General features: G+C 65.6%; 13 protein-coding genes. 8 read left to right on the top strand and 5 right to left on the bottom strand.

Going from position 1 to position 15,619, the window contains the following annotated elements; genetic code table 11:
* Nucleotides 1–18: 18 nt before the first annotated feature.
* Nucleotides 19–795 (bottom strand): SDR family NAD(P)-dependent oxidoreductase, encoded by a 777-nt coding sequence (locus X268_RS04260; protein ID WP_128923763.1) that lies wholly within the window; start codon nt 793–795, stop codon nt 19–21.
* 79 nt (nt 796–874) lie between these two features.
* Here X268_RS04260 and X268_RS04255 point away from each other — a divergent pair, with 79 nt between their 5' ends.
* Nucleotides 875–1,333: a MarR family winged helix-turn-helix transcriptional regulator gene (locus tag X268_RS04255; protein WP_128923762.1), complete on the top strand. Its 459-nt coding sequence runs from the start codon at nt 875–877 to the stop codon at nt 1,331–1,333.
* A gap of 113 nt (nt 1,334–1,446) precedes the next feature.
* On the opposite strand, the gene X268_RS04245 is transcribed toward X268_RS04255, so the two are convergent.
* A complete protein-coding gene (locus tag X268_RS04245; protein WP_128923761.1) occupies nt 1,447–2,241 on the bottom strand; it encodes an SDR family oxidoreductase in 795 nt (264 codons plus the stop codon).
* A 68-nt stretch (nt 2,242–2,309) separates the two neighbouring features.
* The gene (trhA, locus tag X268_RS04240; RefSeq protein ID WP_128923760.1) at nt 2,310–3,005 is read right to left on the bottom strand and encodes a PAQR family membrane homeostasis protein TrhA; all 696 of its coding nucleotides are present in this window, start codon (nt 3,003–3,005) and stop codon (nt 2,310–2,312) included.
* Between the two features lie 178 nt (nt 3,006–3,183).
* Here trhA and X268_RS04235 point away from each other — a divergent pair, with 178 nt between their 5' ends.
* Entirely contained in the window at nt 3,184–4,653 is a 1,470-nt protein-coding gene (locus X268_RS04235) for a YcjX family GTP-binding protein (protein WP_128923759.1), read from the top strand.
* Nucleotides 4,650–5,678 (top strand): YcjF family protein, encoded by a 1,029-nt coding sequence (locus X268_RS04230; protein ID WP_128923758.1) that lies wholly within the window; start codon nt 4,650–4,652, stop codon nt 5,676–5,678. Before X268_RS04235 ends, X268_RS04230 begins: the two co-directional genes overlap by 4 nt.
* Before the next feature lie 113 nt (nt 5,679–5,791).
* Here the strand turns inward: X268_RS04230 and X268_RS04225 are convergent, their stop codons facing one another.
* Nucleotides 5,792–7,471, bottom strand: a complete 1,680-nt coding sequence (locus X268_RS04225; protein WP_245477773.1) for a glycosyltransferase family 39 protein — start codon at nt 7,469–7,471, stop codon at nt 5,792–5,794.
* A gap of 401 nt (nt 7,472–7,872) precedes the next feature.
* Here X268_RS04225 and X268_RS04220 point away from each other — a divergent pair, with 401 nt between their 5' ends.
* From X268_RS04220 to X268_RS04205, 4 genes are all read left to right on the top strand, one after another.
* Nucleotides 7,873–9,606: an adenylate/guanylate cyclase domain-containing protein gene (locus X268_RS04220; RefSeq protein ID WP_128923757.1), complete on the top strand. Its 1,734-nt coding sequence runs from the start codon at nt 7,873–7,875 to the stop codon at nt 9,604–9,606.
* 232 nt (nt 9,607–9,838) lie between these two features.
* Nucleotides 9,839–11,038, top strand: a complete 1,200-nt coding sequence (gene sorA, locus X268_RS04215; RefSeq protein WP_128923756.1) for a SorA family sulfite dehydrogenase catalytic subunit — start codon at nt 9,839–9,841, stop codon at nt 11,036–11,038.
* A 12-nt stretch (nt 11,039–11,050) separates the two neighbouring features.
* Entirely contained in the window at nt 11,051–11,359 is a 309-nt protein-coding gene (gene sorB, locus X268_RS04210; protein WP_164937518.1) for a SorB family sulfite dehydrogenase c-type cytochrome subunit, read from the top strand.
* Nucleotides 11,360–11,567: 208 nt separating this feature from the next.
* Nucleotides 11,568–11,768 carry a cold-shock protein gene (locus X268_RS04205; RefSeq protein WP_008563500.1) on the top strand — a complete coding sequence of 67 codons (201 nt, stop codon included), beginning with the start codon at nt 11,568–11,570 and terminating at the stop codon, nt 11,766–11,768.
* A gap of 171 nt (nt 11,769–11,939) precedes the next feature.
* Here the strand turns inward: X268_RS04205 and X268_RS04200 are convergent, their stop codons facing one another.
* Complete coding sequence (locus tag X268_RS04200) at nt 11,940–12,401, bottom strand: Lrp/AsnC ligand binding domain-containing protein (protein ID WP_128923754.1); 462 nt, start codon at nt 12,399–12,401, stop codon at nt 11,940–11,942.
* 114 nt (nt 12,402–12,515) lie between these two features.
* On the opposite strand from X268_RS04200, the gene putA reads away from it, so the two are divergent.
* On the top strand, nt 12,516–15,527 hold the full coding sequence (gene putA / locus X268_RS04195; protein WP_128923753.1) for a bifunctional proline dehydrogenase/L-glutamate gamma-semialdehyde dehydrogenase PutA: 3,012 nt from the start codon (nt 12,516–12,518) through the stop codon (nt 15,525–15,527).
* Nucleotides 15,528–15,619: the final 92 nt, after the last annotated feature.

Genomic DNA, 15,619 nt, shown 5'->3' with positions numbered 1-15,619 from the left:
TTGGCGCGACCGCGCCCACTATGACGCCAAGAATCCCCCGTCCGCCGCCAGCACGTGTCCAACCACGTAAGATGACGCGTCGGACGACAGCCACACCACGGCTTCCGCCACCTCCTCCGGACTACCCATCCGCCGCAACGGCAATCCCGCGCTGACCGTCGCGACATCGCCGACGCCGGCGCGCAGCATCATGTCGGTGACGACGCGGCCAGGCGCGATGGCGTTGATGCGGATTCCGCGCGGGGCATTCTCCATCGCCGCCGAGCGCGTCAGGGAGATCACGGCCGCCTTGGACGCCGAGTAGAGCGAGAAGCCCGGATTGGGATTGCGCATGCCGCTGACGGAGGCATTGACGACGATGCTGCCGCGCCCCTGCGCCAACATCACCGGCAATTGGTGGCGCAGGCACAGGAACAGCGCCCGGACATTGGTGTCGAACACGCTGTCGTAGATGTCGGTGCCCTGCTGTTCGAGCGGCGCGCGGCGCTCCTGGAAGCCGGCATTGTTGAAGGCGACGTCGAGCCGGCCGCAACGGTCATTCGCGGTGCGAACCAGCCGCTCGACCTCGTCCTCGCGTGTGATGTCGGTCTTGAGCGCAATCGCTTCCGCGCCGAGCTCGCGGCACGAAGCGGCGGTCGCCTCGATCTCGGCCTCGCGGCGGCCCGCGACGATGACCGCATCCGCGCCTTCGGTCGCCATCTGCAACGCGGTGGCGCGGCCGATGCCGCTGCCGCCACCGGTCACCAGGCAGACCTTGCCCTGCATCCGCATCCCCGTCGGCAAAGCTCCGCTCATGGGCCACTCCAAAACGCTTGCGCGCGCGCCGTTGCGCACATATAGTTGTATGATACAACTATATGCCGGGAGTCAAGGGATGGCTGAGCTTTCGCTGATCGACGACATCCGCGCCGCCTCGCGCCTGATGGTGCGCGAGCTCGGCTTCATGGATGCGACGGTCGCGGCCTCGGACTATCCGCCCTCGGCGGTCCACACCATCCTTGAGATCGGCATCCGCGGTCCGATGACGTCAGGCGAGCTCGGCGATTTCCTGCTGCTCGAAAAATCCAGCGTCAGCCGCCTGGTGCGCAAGCTGGTCGATTGCGGCGAGCTCAAGGAGACGGCGGATGAGACGGACGCCCGCAGCAAGCTGTTGTCGCTGACGGCGAAGGGCCGGCGCACGCTGGAGGCGCTGCATGCCTTCGGCCGCCAGCAGGTGCGCGGCGCGCTAGCGACGCTGACGGAAGCGGAGCAGCGCAAGGTGCGCGAGGGCATGATGCTCTATGCGCGGGCGCTGCGGGCGAGCCGGGTGGAGGAGATGTCGGAGCCCAGATAGCCCTCGTCATTCCGGGGCGGTCCGCAGGACCGAACTACGGTGCGCAATTGTGCACCTGAGAATCTCGAGATCCCGGGTTCGATGCTGCGCATCGCCCCGGGATGACCTTGCGGTCACTTTCCGAACTCCTCCCGCATCTTGGCTTGGATCTTGGCCATGCCGCCGATCCAGCGGTCGTAATTCTCGGTCTTCTTGCGCATGTAGCCGAGCACCTGGGGGTGCGGGAGAATCAGGAAGGTCTCCTGCTCGAGACCGGCGAGCACGTCCTTGGCGACCTGCTCCGGTGTGAGATCGCCGTCGCCGGATTGTGGGCCTTTCGGGATCGAGCGCAGCATGTTGGTGTCGACACCCTGAGGGCAGAGGATCGAGACCTTGATGTTATGCGCCTTGTGCGAGATCGCGAGATTCTCGGCAAAGCCGACCGCAGCGTGCTTGGTGGTCGAATAGGCCGGGCTGCCGACCTGCGACAACAGGCCCGCGGCCGAGATGGTGTTGAGGAAATAACCGCCGCCGCGCGCCTTCATGCGCGGAATCAGATGCCGCGCGGCATAGACATGGGCCATCACGTGGATCGCCCAGCTGCGCTGCCACGGCTCGTCGGAAGCACCGCCGGCATTCTCCGACATCGGATCGAAGCCGCCGCCGATGCCGGCATTGGAGCAGAACAGGGCGATGGGGCCGAACTGGCGCTCGGTCTCCTCGATGACGTGCGCAATGTCCTTCTCCTGCGCGACGTCGCATTTGAAGGCGGCGCCATCCACCATGGCGGCGACCGCCCTTGCATTGGCGGCGTCCATATCGGCGACGACGACCTTGGCCGCGCCCGCGTTGTGAAAGGCCTCGCACAGCGCCCTGCCGATACCGTTTGCGCCGCCCGTGACGACCACGACCTTGCCGGTCACCTGCATGCGACGTCTCCTCTTGTTTTCTATACCGCTCTTACGCCGCGCCACTTATTCCGCGGCGCGGAGCCAGCTCAGCTCAACACGAGGTCGAGCACTGCGGTATAATGGCATGCCGCGCCGGCCAAGACAAAGCCGTGCCAGATCGCATTCTGGAAGCGCAGGCGCCGCCAGGCGTGAAAAATAACGCCGAAGCTGTAGAGCAGACCGCCGGCCAAGATGAATCCCAGCACCAGCGCCGGCAACGCCCTGACCACGGCGTCATAGAGCATCACGCCACTCCAGCCCATCGCGAGATAGATGCCGACCGAGACGCGGTCGAACCGGCCGGGGTACAACAGCTTCAGCACGATGCCGAGGATGGCGACACACCAGACGCCGGCAAGCAGCACCAGCGCGAAGCCGCTGTCCTTCACTTCCAGGATGAACGGCGTGTAGGTCGCCGCGATCAGGAGATAGATCGCGGAATGGTCGAACCGGCGCAGCAGCCATTTGGCCGGCGACACCGGCCAGAGATTATAGGTCGCCGACAACACCAGCATCGAGAGCAGGCCGGCGACGTAGACCGAGACGCCGATGACGTCGGTCGCATCCGCATAGATCGCCGTCAGCACCACCAGCACGGTTGCCGCGATGACGCCGGAGAGCACACCGATCGCGTGGATAATGCCGTCGGCGATGAGCTCGGCGCGGTCGTAATCCCAGCCGATCACGTCGGCGGCGGCATGAACAGACGTCGATGCAAGCTGTTTCAGTTGGAAGACGGTCATGGCAATCCGCAAGATCAGGTAATGCTCTCTTCTATGGGTCTTTCGAGATCGTCGCGTCGTTCAAACGGCTGATTTCCCGATAAAGGCGGTGGAAGTATGGAGCTTGATTTTCCTCACGCAATTGCCACTTTTGTGAACGGACACACATCCCGCCCGCCCCAGATCCACTAACGTTCATATGGCATTCAGTTTCCAGGATATGGTCGAAGAAGCGCGGCTGTCGGCGCGGGCGCTGATCGACTATGGCGAGCACTTCTTCAACCCGACGGTGCGGCTCGGGGTCACCGGCCTGTCGCGGGCCGGCAAGACCGTGTTCATCACCGCGCTGATCCACGGCCTCACCCGCGGCGGTCGGTTTCCGGTGTTCGAAGCCTATGCCTCCGGCCGGATTGCGCGAGCGCATCTGGCGCCGCAGCCGGACGATGCCGTGCCCCGGTTTGCCTATGAGGGCCACCTGCACGCGCTGGTCGAGGAGCGACGCTGGCCGAATTCGACGGTCGACATCAGCGAGCTCAGGCTCGTTATCGACTATCAGCGCCGCAACGGCGCCGACCGCACGCTGACGCTCGACATCGTCGACTATCCCGGCGAATGGCTGCTCGCCCTGCCGCTCCTGCAGAAGAGTTTTGAGCAATGGTCGGCGGAAAGCCTTGCGCTGTCGCGCGAGGCGCCGCGCGCGCATCTCGCCGCCGAGTGGCACGCGCATCTCGCAACGCTCAAGCCCGAGGCGCGCGAGGACGAGCAGGCGACGCTGACGGCGGCAAGGCTCTTCACCGATTATTTGCGCGCCTGCCGCAACGAGCGCGTTGCGATGAGCTTGCTGCCGCCCGGCCGTTTCCTGATGCCCGGCAATCTCGCGGGCTCGCCGGCGCTGACTTTCGCACCGCTCGACGTGCCCAACGGCGCGCAGGCGCCGGAGGGATCGCTGTGGGCGATGATGGTGCGCCGCTTCGAGGCCTACAAGGACGTCGTGGTGCGGCCGTTCTTCCGCGACCATTTTGCCCGGCTCGATCGCCAGATCGTGCTGGCCGACGCGCTTGCCGCATTCAATTCCGGTCCCGAGGCGCTGCACGATCTCGAAGCTGCCCTCGCCGGCATTCTCGATTGCTTCAACGTCGGCCGCAGCACCCTGCTCTCCAGCCTGTTCCGGCCGCGCATCGACCGCATCCTGTTCGCGGCGACCAAGGCGGACCATCTGCACCATTCCAGCCACGACCGGCTCGAGGCCGTGCTGCGCCGCGCCGTCTCGGGCGCAGTCGCGCGCGCGGAAAATACCGGCGCGGCGATCGACGTCGTGGCGCTCGCCGCCGTGCGCGCCACAAGAGAGGCTCAAGTCGCCCGCGGCCGCGACAAATTGCCGTCGATCCTGGGAACGCCGGCCGCGGGCGAAAGCGCCGGCGGCGAGTTCTTCGATGGCAACACGGAAGTGGCGACCTTTCCGGGCGATTTGCCGCTGGATCCCGAGCCGCTCTTCAACGGCACCGATGCGTTCCGCGGCCTCGCGACCGAGGCCGCCGACAGAAGCGATTTCCGCTTCCTGCGCTTCCGCCCGCCCAAGCTCGAACGCGAGGGAACGAACGAGCCGACGCTGCCACACATCCGCCTTGACCGTGCCTTGCAGTTCCTGATCGGAGACAAGCTCGCATGAACGACCGATCGAAGCCACGGCGGCCGGCGACGTTCCGGCTTGACGATCCCGGCGTCGTCGTCACCGAGGCGGACGAGACGGCGCGGCCCGGCCGCGCCACCATCCAGATCACGCCGGAGCCTGATCCGGCCATGCTGCCGGTGCCGATCGAGGCCGCGCTGCCGGCGCGGCGTGGTTTTCCCTGGGGCACGCTGTTCTGGTCGGGACTTGCCGGGCTGACGCTGCTCGGCACCGGGCTCGGCGTCGTGCATCTGGTCGAGGATTTGTTCGCGCGCAGCGAAACACTCGGCTTCGTCGGGCTTGCCCTCGCCTCCGTGACGGCGCTCGCGCTTGCGGTGGTGATCGGACGCGAGGCGCTCGGTCTCGCGCGCCTCGCGACGATCGAGAAGCTGCACGCGCGCGCTGCGGCGGTGCTTGCCAGCGATGACCGCAAGGAGAGTCGCGTCATCGTCCAGGACCTGCTCAGGATCGCGCACCAGAACCCGCAGCTCGCACGCGCCCGCGCCACCCTGGAGAGCCACGCCGGCGAGATCATTGATGGCGCCGACATGATCCGGCTCGCCGAGCGCGAGCTGATGTCGCCGCTGGACGCCGAGGCGCGGCACCTGGTGTCGTCGGCCGCACAAAAGGTCTCGATCGTGACCGCGGTGAGTCCGCGCGCGGCGATCGACGTGCTGTTCGTGTTCGTCGCCGCGCTGCGCCTGATCCGCCAGCTGGCCTATCTCTATGGCGGCCGCCCCGGCGCGCTCGGCATGATCCGCCTGCTCCGCCACGTCATCACCCATCTCGCCATCACCGGCGGCATGGCCGCGAGTGACAGCCTGGTGCAACAGATGCTGGGACACGGGATCGCGGCGAAGCTGTCGCAGCGGCTCGGCGAAGGCGTGCTCAACGGGCTGCTGACCGCGCGGCTGGGATTAGCTGCGATCGACGTGACCAGGCCATTGCCGTTCGCGGCGCTGCCGCCACCGAAACTGTCGGATCTTGCGACGGATTTGTTGCGCAAGAAGGATGGCGAGGAGTAAGGCTCTTTCTTACCCTCCCCTCCAGGCAGGGCTATCGCATATGGCTCTTAGCGCGAGCTGAGCGCGCGCCTCGTCCTTCGAGACGACCGGTTCGCGGTCTCCTCAGGGTGAGGCTAAGCGATATCGGAGGCCGTTGAAACGAGCGAAATGCCCTCAGTCCTCATCCTGAGGGCCCGCCAACGGCGGGCGTCTCGAAGGATGGTCACGGGCGACATCATTCCCATATGCGATGGCCCTGCCTGGAGGGGAGGGTAAGAGAAGCCGAGCTCCCGCTTCTCGAGTTCGCCCGCTAGCACCTTCCACCAAAACAGCGGCGAATCCTTCGGCGGTGAGAGCTCCGGGGTCCAGCCGGTGAGCTTTTCGATCACATAGGTATCCGCCAAAACGCCGCGCCAGCGGCGTTCGACCCGGCCGAGCTGTTCGCGCTTCGCCGGAATGTTCTCCCACAGCGACGACCGGTCGTCGGGCTCGCGGCCGACATAGATGCCGGCGTGACCCTTGATCTTGTCGATGCCGGGATCGCGGAAATCCTGAAAGCGGCCGCGCTCATTGATCTCGATGACCGGCACGCGGCCGCGGAACAGCCAACGCATCATGGCGTAGGTGCGGTAGTCGGTGGTCGCGATCCAGGTCGCGCCGGTTTCGTCGAGCGCGGCTTGTGCACGCGCGGCGACCTGCTCGTAACCCGCCTCGGCGCCGATCGGATCGATCTTGCCGAGCAGGTTCCAGGGCGCGGCGACGTAGTACAGGAACACGATGACGACGAAGGCGATGCCGGAGACGACCGCTGTCCTGGCCCAGAACAGTGACGATCTGAGCATGCGTGCCGACCATCCCTCCTTCATCATCGTCGCGAGGTTCACGGCGGCTGCGGCGAAGCCGACCGGCCACATGAACATCGGCCAGGTGTCGCCGACCCGGAGCGTCATCGACTTGGCGAAGAAATAGCAGAACGGCACCAGCACCGCGGTCGACAGCAGGATCGCGACCGGCTCCCGCGTGCGATAGCCGCGCCATGCCGTCAGCGCCAGCCCGGTCAGCACCACCGGCAACATGACAAAACCGACCAGGCCGAATTGCAGGCCGATGTAATCGCCGATGGTGCGCAGCGAGATGCCGTAATTGGCGGTGGCGCGCACGCCCTGGAAGCGGAACGAGGCCCAATCGTGCTGGGCGTTCCAGATCAGCACCGGCGAGAACACGACGGCCGCAACCAGCACGGCAAGATAAGGATAGGGGCTGCGCAACCAGCGCCAGCGCCAGTCCGGCACCAGCAGAAAGGCCGCAACCGCCGGCGCGAACATGATCGCGGTGAATTTCGACAGCATCGAGAGGCCGGCGAACAGGCCGGCCGCCAGCCACCAGCGTCCGTCGCCGCTTTGCGCCAGCCGTACAAGCGACCACATCATCGCCACCGCGAACGGGATCATCGCCACGTCGGGCGCGACCTTGGCCATCAGCAGGCCGTAATAGAGCGCGGCCTCCGGCATCAGCACGGCGAACATGACCGCGCGCGCGTCATGGGTGAGACGGCGGACGATGTCGGCGAGCAGCAGTTGCGTCAGCAGCATCGCGACGATGCCGCCGAAGCGAACGCCAAGCACGGTATCGCCGAAGATCGCGGTGCCGAAGCGGATCAGCCAGGCGATCCCCGGGGGATGATCGAGAAAGCTGAGCGCGCTCTCCTTGGACCAGGTCCAGTAATAGGCCTCGTCGGTGCGCAGCTCGATGGCGGAAGCATAGACGATGCGGAGCAGCGTCATCGCGGCGATGACGAGCACGGCAATAAGCATGAGACGGCGTTCTGCACCGTCCGGCTTCACGGAGATATCGGGAGCGATCGTCACGAGCGCGCTTTTCGCCAACCTGACAGAGGGAGTCAATGCGGGGGGACCGCGCTACAAATACCGCTGTCGTTCCGGGCAAGCGTCAGCGCAGACCGGGGACCCATAACCACAGGGAGGAGTTTGGCGAAGACCCGGAGTTGCCGGCTCGCCCATCACCACGTCCTGTGGTTATGGGTCCCGGATCGGCGCGCGCCTGAGGGCGCGCTTGTCCGGGACGACAGCGGCGCGCGCCTTTGCCTACCCTACGATTTCGTAACCTTGCCGCGCATGTGATCTCGCAGCCTGTCCATATCGGGAATTAACCGCTACGCTGGCTGTTCTCCTTGGTGAACTGATACAACCGAATCATGGCCACCGCTCCCGCACACATGTCCGAACTCGTCCGCGCGACCAGCGTGCGGCAGGTGCGGCTCGTCTGCGGCGTGATCCTGTTCGCCTACGTGATCAGCCATTTCCTCAACCATGCACTCGGCAATATCTCGGTCGAGGCCATGGAGGCCGGGGTCTACTACCACACCCTGTTCTGGCAGTTCCTCCCCATTTCGATCGTGTTCTACACGGCGGCGCTCACGCATATGGGGCTCGGCATCTATGCGCTGTACCAGCGCCGCCAGTTCCGCTGGCGCACGATCGAGCCGCTTCAGCTCGTGCTGGGCTTGAGCATCCCGGCGCTGGTCATGGGGCATGTGATCGGCGTTCGGCTCGGCTACACGCTGTACGATCATCACAAGCTCTATCCGCAGGAGCTGTATCTGTTCTTCGTCGCCGCGCCCGGCCGGCTCTGGCAGATGACGATCCTGCTTCTGATTGCCTGGGTGCACGGCTGCATCGGCATCTTCTTCTGGCTGCGCCTAAAGCCGTTCTTCACGCGCGCCGCCCCCTATCTGCTCGCCGCCGCCGTGCTGATCCCGACATTGTCGCTGCTCGGCATCTACCAGGGCGGCCGCAGCGTCGCGTTCGAAGCCGATGACGGGGAATGGCGCACGCACAATCTCACCCGCCGCCAGGTCGGCACGGTCGCGGAAGGGGACACGCTCGACCGCATCACCGGCATCCTCACCGTCGGTTATTTCGGTCTGCTGGGATTGGCGCTGGCGGCGCGCGGGGTGCGAGCCCTGCGCGAGCGGCGCGGCGGCATGATCGCGCTGTCCTACGGCAACGGCAAGACGGTGCGGGTCCCCAAGGGCGTCTCCGTGCTGGAAGCGAGCCTGCGGCACAATCTGCCCCATGCCAGCGTCTGCGGCGGCCGCGCCCGCTGCTCGACCTGCCGCATCCGCATCATCGGCGATCATGCCGCCCTGCCCGAGCCGTCACAGCGCGAAGCCTTCGTGCTCACCCGTGTCGGCACCAGCGATCCCTCGATCCGGCTGGCCTGCCAGCTGCGGCCGACATCCGACCTCTCCTTCTTCCAGCTCTTCACCCCGCAAACGTCGTCGGCAACCGCGCATGCCTCGGCGCCGGCGAGCATCGGCCAGGAGCGCTATCTCGTCAGCCTGTTCGTGGACATGCGTGGCTCGACACAGCTCGCCGAGAAACGGCTACCGTTCGACACCGTCTTCATCGTCAACCGCTTCCTCGGCGCGGTATCGCAGGCCGTGATCGAGAATGGCGGCCAGCCGAACCAGTTCGTCGGCGACGGCATGCTGGCGCTGTTCGGGCTCACGGCTGATCCGGAACCCGCCTGCCGGCAGGCGCTGAAGGCGGCCTCCGGCATCGCCAGCCATATCGACGAGCTGAACAAGCTCCTGAGCCATGACCTTCGCCAGCCGATCCGCTTCGGCATCGGCATTCACGGCGGCGAGGTCATCATCGGCGACATCGGCTATCGCGATCACATCGTCTTCACGGCGCTCGGTGATGCCGTCAACGTCGCCGCCCGTCTCCAGGACATGACCAAGACGCTGGCCTGCGAGGCGATCGTCTCGGACGAAATCCGCCGCAGCGCAGGCCTTGCCGACGATACGCTGCCGCAGCAGGAGGTCGCGATTCGCGGCCGCGACGAGCCGATGGCGGTGCGGGTGATTGCGGATACGCGGGAGCTGGCGGCACTGGTCGATCGCAGCGAGCGCGTCGCGGCCTGACAGGCAAACCACACGGAAAGCGTGCACCTCTCCCGCTCGCGGGAGAGGTGCACCGAGACTGCAGTTACAGCCCGGCTCAATTTCACCACGGACGCAACACCGGCCTGCTGCAGCGCAGCGGCATGGGCCTGCTGCGAAAGCACGAATTGACTTCGTTCAAATCGTTGCGGCAGATGAGCGCAGGTCGGCGGTGATGACCGCAGGCAGAGAAAAGCTCCGGGAGGAGACGAGAATGTTCGATCGACGCGACCTGCTCAAAGGAGCGGGCTTCACCGCACTTGCGGCCACACTGAATTCCACCAAAGCGCTGGCACTCGACACCGTCGCCCTGCCCTTTGCTAACGGCGAACGACCGTTGGTGAAATATCCGCAGAAGCGGCCGATGATCGGCCTGACCAGCCGGCCGCCGCAGCTCGAGACGCCGTTTGCGATCTTCAATGACGGTCCGATCACGCCGAACAATGCGTTCTTCGTGCGCTATCACCTCTCCGACCTGCCCTACGATCTCGACCCCGACAAGTTCACGCTGGAGGTCAAGGGCAAGGTCGACAAGCCGCTGAAACTGTCGCTGAAGGACATCAGGAAGATGAAGGCGACGGAGATCGTCGCCGTCGCGCAGTGCTCCGGCAACAGCCGCGGCTTCTTCGAGCCGCGCGTCGCCGGCGGCCAGCTCGCCAACGGCGCCATGGGCTGTGCGCGCTGGCGCGGCGTGCCGCTGAAGGCGGTGCTGGAGATGGCCGGTGTGCAGGCCGGCGCCAAGCAGGTCACATTCAACGGCATGGACGGCCCGGTCAGCGACAAAACGCCCGATTTCGTCAAGGCCCTCGATCTCGATCATGCCCGTGACGGCGAGGTGATGCTGGCCTATGGCATGAACGGCGAGGCCCTGCCGTTCCTCAACGGCTTTCCGCTGCGCCTGATCGTGCCCGGCTATTACGGCACCTACTGGGTCAAGCACCTCAACGACATCACCGTCATCGACAATGTCTATGACGGCTTCTGGATGAAGTCGGCCTATCGGATTCCGGACACCCCGAACAACGCGGTCGAGCCCGGCACCGCGCCGAAAGCGACGATCCCGATCAACCGCTTCACCATCCGCTCCTTCATCACCAGCGTGCCGGACGGCGCCAAGCTGAAGGCGGGCGCCGTGACCCTGCGCGGCATCGCCTTCGACGGCGGCCAGGGCATCAAGGAGGTCCAGGTCTCCACCGACGGCGGCACGACCTGGGTCAGCGCCAAGCTCGGCAAGGATCTCGGCAAATACGCCTTCCGCGAATGGAAGCTGCCGGTGAAGCTCGCGGCCGGCAGTCACGAGCTCAGGGTGCGCGCCACCGGCAATGGCGGCGAGACGCAGCCGGACACGCCGCGCTGGAACCCAGCGGGCTATTTGCGCAACGTCGTCGAAACCGTCCGCGTGACCGTGGCCTGAAGGAGAATGATCATGCACCGCACCGTTCTCCTCGCCGTCTCGTTCGGCCTCGCCGCAATGGTGGGATCGGGCCTCGCAGCGCCGGTCAATTACAAGACCCCTGACGAGGTCGCAGCGTTCAAGCCGGGCCCCGACCTCGAGATCGTCAAGGGCAATTGCGGCGCCTGCCACTCGGCCGACTACATCAAGACGCAGCCGCCGATGAAGGACAAGAAAGGCTTCTGGCAGGCCGAGGTGACCAAGATGATCAAGGTCTATGGTGCGCCGATCGACGACGCCGATGTCGGCAAGATCGTCGATTATCTGGCCGCGACGTATTGACTGCTAGCGCGCGGCGCGTAGGCCGTTTGACCGCGAAACGGGCAAAACCGGCAAAAGCGCCGCGAAGTTGAGCGGAATTCGGCGAAATGCGGATGTGGTTTGAGCTACCAAGCCCGCCACATTCCGCGTATCCTGTTAGGACCGAACCGGCCGGTTGGCGGGGACTGGCGGTTCGAGATCTCGGAGGAAGACCCGCGGAGAAGTCGTGATGGCTAAAGGTACGGTCAAGTGGTTCAACCCGACGAAGGGTTATGGATTTATCCAGCCTGCGTCGGGTGGCAAGGATGTGTTCGTGCATATCTCGGCAGTGCAGAAAGCCGGTCTGTCGACCCTGAACGAGGGACAGACGGTGGAATACGAAGAGATCGCAAACCGGGGCAAGACTTCCGCAGAGAACCTCAAAGTATAAGCCCGCCAGCCTTTGCTGCCTCCCGGATCACCTCCGGGAGCGGGCCAAGAAAATTTCAGAAGACGGCCAGTGCATTCGACGACAGGCGTTGCGACTGCACGCGGGTAGCTATTTTCCCTGCGAAGACCGCTCATTCAACGCCACAGCAATGACAATCGCGACGACATGTCGTCAGCCCACCGGCAACGGTGCGTCGCGCTTGATCTCCTCCATCACCGCATAGGTCCGCGTCTCGCGCACGCCCGGCATCGACAGCAAGGTCTCGCCGAGAAAGCGTCGATAGGCGGCCATGTCCGCAAGCCGCGCCTTGACAAGATAGTCGAATCCGCCGGCAACCATGTGACACTCAAGAACTTCAGGCGCGAGCTTCACCGCGCGCGCGAACCGCTCGAAATTTTCCGGCGTGGTCTTGTCGAGCAACACCTCGACGAACACCAGGAGACCGAGGCCGAGCCGGTGCGGGTTGAGCCGTGCGCCATAGCCTTCGACAAACCCCTCGCGCTGCAGGCGCTTCAGCCGCTCGCCGATTGAAGTCGGCGACAACCCGATCCGCTCGGCGAGCTCGACATTGGCGATTCGCCCATCCTCCTGCAAAATCGAGAGGATTTTCCGGTCGATTCGATCTAGTTCCATAATTTCTGAGGCCAAACTGCGTCTTATCTTCGTTTTCTAAGGCTAATCGGCTAGATTGTCTATCGAACTACGGTCATGCGAGCCTTATCCTGGATTTCAGCCACAGGACACGCCATGCCGAACATCCCACCGCCCTTCACCGCCCCTTTCGCGCCCGATGACGCTGAGATCGCCGCACGCCTCTTGCCGGCGTCGCATCTCAGTCCACCACAGGAGACGCGGATCGATCGCACCGCGACGCGGCTGATAGAGGCGATCCGCAAGCGCGACGACCGGCTTGCGGGAAATCTTGGCGGGGGCGAGGACATGCTGCGGGAGTTCGCGCTGTCGACCAAGGAGGGCCTCGCGCTGATGGTGCTGGCCGAGGCGCTGCTGCGCGTGCCTGATGCCCGCACCGCCGACCAGTTCATCGAGGACAAGCTCGGCGAGGGTGACTTCATCCATCACGAGACCAAGTCCACCGCCTTCCTGGTCAACGCCTCGGCCTGGGCACTCGGCCTGTCGGCGCGGGTGATCCAGCCCGGCGAAACGCCAGACGGCACCATCGGCCGCCTCGTCAAGCGGCTCCGCGCGCCGGCTGTTCGCACCGCGACGCGCCAGGCAATGCGGCTGATGGGCAATCATTTCGTGCTCGGCGAGACCATCGAGCAGGCGCTGGAGCGGGGCCGGCCACGCTCCGGCCAGAAGCCGCGCTATTCCTTCGACATGCTCGGCGAGGGCGCGCGCACGGCGGCGGACGCAAAACGCTATTTCGACGCCTATGCCAGTGCCATTGAAACCATCGGCAAGGCGGCAGGCTCCCATCCCCTGCCCGACCGGCCCGGCATCTCGGTCAAACTCTCGGCACTGCATCCGCGCTTCGAGGCGATCAGCCGCGAGCGGGTGATGGCCGAGCTGGTGCCACTGCTGCTCGATCTCGCGCGCCGGGCCAAAGCCCATGATCTCAACTTCACCGTCGATGCCGAGGAGGCCGACCGGCTCGAACTGTCGCTCGACGTGATCGCGGCGACGCTCGCCGATCCCTCGCTCAAGGGCTGGGACGGATTTGGCCTCGCGATCCAGGCCTATCAGAAGCGCGCCAGCGCCGTGATCGACTATGTCGATGCGCTGGCCCGCGCGCATGACCGCAAGCTGATGGTGCGCCTCGTCAAGGGCGCCTATTGGGACACCGAGATCAAGCGCGCGCAGGAGCGCGGGCTCGAGGGCTACCCCGTGTTCACGCGCAAGGCGATGACGGATCTGAACTACGTCGCCTGCGCGACGAAGCTGCTGGCCTTGCGGCCGCGCATCTTCCCGCAATTCGCCACCCACAACGCGCTGACGGTCGCGACCGTGCTGGAGCTCGCAGCTGACGGCGGCGGCTTCGAATTCCAGCGCCTGCACGGCATGGGCGAGGCGCTGTACGAGCAGCTCGCCAAGGATCACCCTGAGATCGCCTACCGCACCTATGCGCCGGTCGGCAGCCATCGCGATCTGCTGGCCTATCTGGTGCGGCGGCTCCTGGAGAACGGCGCCAATTCCTCGTTCGTGGCGCAGGCCGCCGATTATCGCGTGCCTGTTACGGCGCTGTTGCAGCGTCCGGCGGATGCGATTCTCCGGCCGCAAGCGGCGGCCCATCCCAAAATTCCGTTGCCGGGCGATCTGTTCGGGCCGGAGCGGCGCAATTCGCGCGGCGTCGAATTCGGCGCACGCGTCGCGCTCGACCAATTGCTGACAAATGTCAAAGCAGAGGCGGTCGACCTGAAGCCGATCGCCGACGCAACGCCGGATCAGGCCAGCGCGGCGGTGGCCGCAAGCCGCGCGGGCCTTGCCGCCTGGAGCCGGACGCCGGCAGCCATGCGCGCCGCAGCCCTGGAGCAGGCCGCGCATCTGCTGGAAAGCCGTGGCGCGTACTTCATCGCGTTGCTTCAACGCGAAGGCGGCAAGACGCTCGACGATGCGCTGTCGGAGCTGCGCGAGGCCGCGGACTTCTGCCGCTACTATGCCGCACAAGGCCGCAAGCTTTTCGGCAGCGCGACGGCAATGCCCGGACCGACCGGCGAGAGCAACGCGCTCGCCATGCGCGGCCGCGGCGTCTTCGTGGCGATCTCGCCGTGGAATTTTCCGCTGGCGATCTTCCTAGGCCAGGTCACGGCGGCCCTGATGGCCGGCAACACCGTGGTGGCAAAACCGGCCGAGCAGACGCCGCGCATCGCGCGTGAGGCCGTCGCTCTGCTGCACGAGGCCGGCATCCCCAGAAGCGCGCTGCACCTCGTCACTGGCGACGGCAAGATCGGTGCGATGCTGACTGCCCACCCCGACATCGCCGGCATCGTCTTCACCGGATCGACCGAAGTGGCACGGTCGATCAACCGGACGCTTGCCGCCAAGGACGGGCCGATCGTGCCGCTGATCGCGGAGACAGGCGGCATCAACGCCATGATCGCGGATGCCACCGCGCTGCCCGAGCAGGTTGCCGATGACGTCGTGACCTCCGCTTTCCGTTCCGCCGGCCAGCGCTGCTCGGCGCTGCGGCTCTTGTTCGTGCAGGAGGACGTCGCCGATCGCATGATCGAGATGATCGCGGGCGCGGCGCGCGAGCTCAAGATCGGCGATCCCTCCGATCTCGCGACCCATGTCGGTCCGGTGATCGACATGGAGGCTAAGCAGCGGCTCGATGCGCATATCACGCGGATGAAGAACGAGGCGCGGCTGCACTTTGCGGGCCATGCGCCTGACGGCTGCTTCGTGGCGCCGCACATCTTCGAGCTCAGAGAGGCCGGCCAGCTCACCGAGGAGATCTTCGGCCCGATCCTGCATGTCGTGCGCTACCGCGCCGAGACTCTCGACCGCGTGCTGCAGTCCATCGAACGCACCGGCTACGGGCTCACGCTCGGCATTCATTCGCGCATCGACGACACGATCGAAGCCATCATCGATCGCGCCCAGATCGGCAACATCTACGTCAACCGCAACATGATCGGCGCGGTGGTCGGCGTGCAGCCGTTCGGCGGCAACGGCCTGTCTGGAACCGGCCCCAAGGCCGGCGGCCCGCACTACCTCACGCGCTTCGCCACCGAGCAGACCGTGACCATCAACACGGCGGCGGCGGGCGGCAATGCGGCACTGCTGGCGGGGGAGGAATAACGCCCTGCGCCAGGCGCCGTTGCATCCCGGCAAAACATCGGTCTAACTGCTCCCATCATCTGCCCGCGCCAATTCCAGCGCGCGGGAAACGA

This window comes from Bradyrhizobium guangxiense, from assembly GCF_004114915.1.
GTDB lineage: Bacteria > Pseudomonadota > Alphaproteobacteria > Rhizobiales > Xanthobacteraceae > Bradyrhizobium > Bradyrhizobium guangxiense.
Note: the sequence above shows the minus strand (reverse complement) of the source record. Positions and strands in the feature narration are given on the sequence as shown.

What these genes read in the sequence shown, in the direction of transcription:
- X268_RS04230 (WP_128923758.1), top strand. Translation starts at nt 4,650, where the DNA reads ATGAACGACCGATCGAAGCCACGGCGGCCGGCGACGTTCCGGCTTGAC.
- putA (WP_128923753.1), top strand. Translation starts at nt 12,516, where the DNA reads ATGCCGAACATCCCACCGCCCTTCACCGCCCCTTTCGCGCCCGATGAC.
- X268_RS04225 (WP_245477773.1), bottom strand. Translation starts at nt 7,471, where the DNA reads ATGCTTATTGCCGTGCTCGTCATCGCCGCGATGACGCTGCTCCGCATC.
- X268_RS04220 (WP_128923757.1), top strand. Translation starts at nt 7,873, where the DNA reads ATGGCCACCGCTCCCGCACACATGTCCGAACTCGTCCGCGCGACCAGC.
- X268_RS04260 (WP_128923763.1), bottom strand. Translation starts at nt 795, where the DNA reads ATGAGCGGAGCTTTGCCGACGGGGATGCGGATGCAGGGCAAGGTCTGC.
- sorB (WP_164937518.1), top strand. Translation starts at nt 11,051, where the DNA reads ATGCACCGCACCGTTCTCCTCGCCGTCTCGTTCGGCCTCGCCGCAATG.
- sorA (WP_128923756.1), top strand. Translation starts at nt 9,839, where the DNA reads ATGTTCGATCGACGCGACCTGCTCAAAGGAGCGGGCTTCACCGCACTT.
- X268_RS04200 (WP_128923754.1), bottom strand. Translation starts at nt 12,401, where the DNA reads ATGGAACTAGATCGAATCGACCGGAAAATCCTCTCGATTTTGCAGGAG.
- X268_RS04245 (WP_128923761.1), bottom strand. Translation starts at nt 2,241, where the DNA reads ATGCAGGTGACCGGCAAGGTCGTGGTCGTCACGGGCGGCGCAAACGGT.
- X268_RS04235 (WP_128923759.1), top strand. Translation starts at nt 3,184, where the DNA reads ATGGCATTCAGTTTCCAGGATATGGTCGAAGAAGCGCGGCTGTCGGCG.
- X268_RS04255 (WP_128923762.1), top strand. Translation starts at nt 875, where the DNA reads ATGGCTGAGCTTTCGCTGATCGACGACATCCGCGCCGCCTCGCGCCTG.
- X268_RS04205 (WP_008563500.1), top strand. Translation starts at nt 11,568, where the DNA reads ATGGCTAAAGGTACGGTCAAGTGGTTCAACCCGACGAAGGGTTATGGA.
- trhA (WP_128923760.1), bottom strand. Translation starts at nt 3,005, where the DNA reads ATGACCGTCTTCCAACTGAAACAGCTTGCATCGACGTCTGTTCATGCC.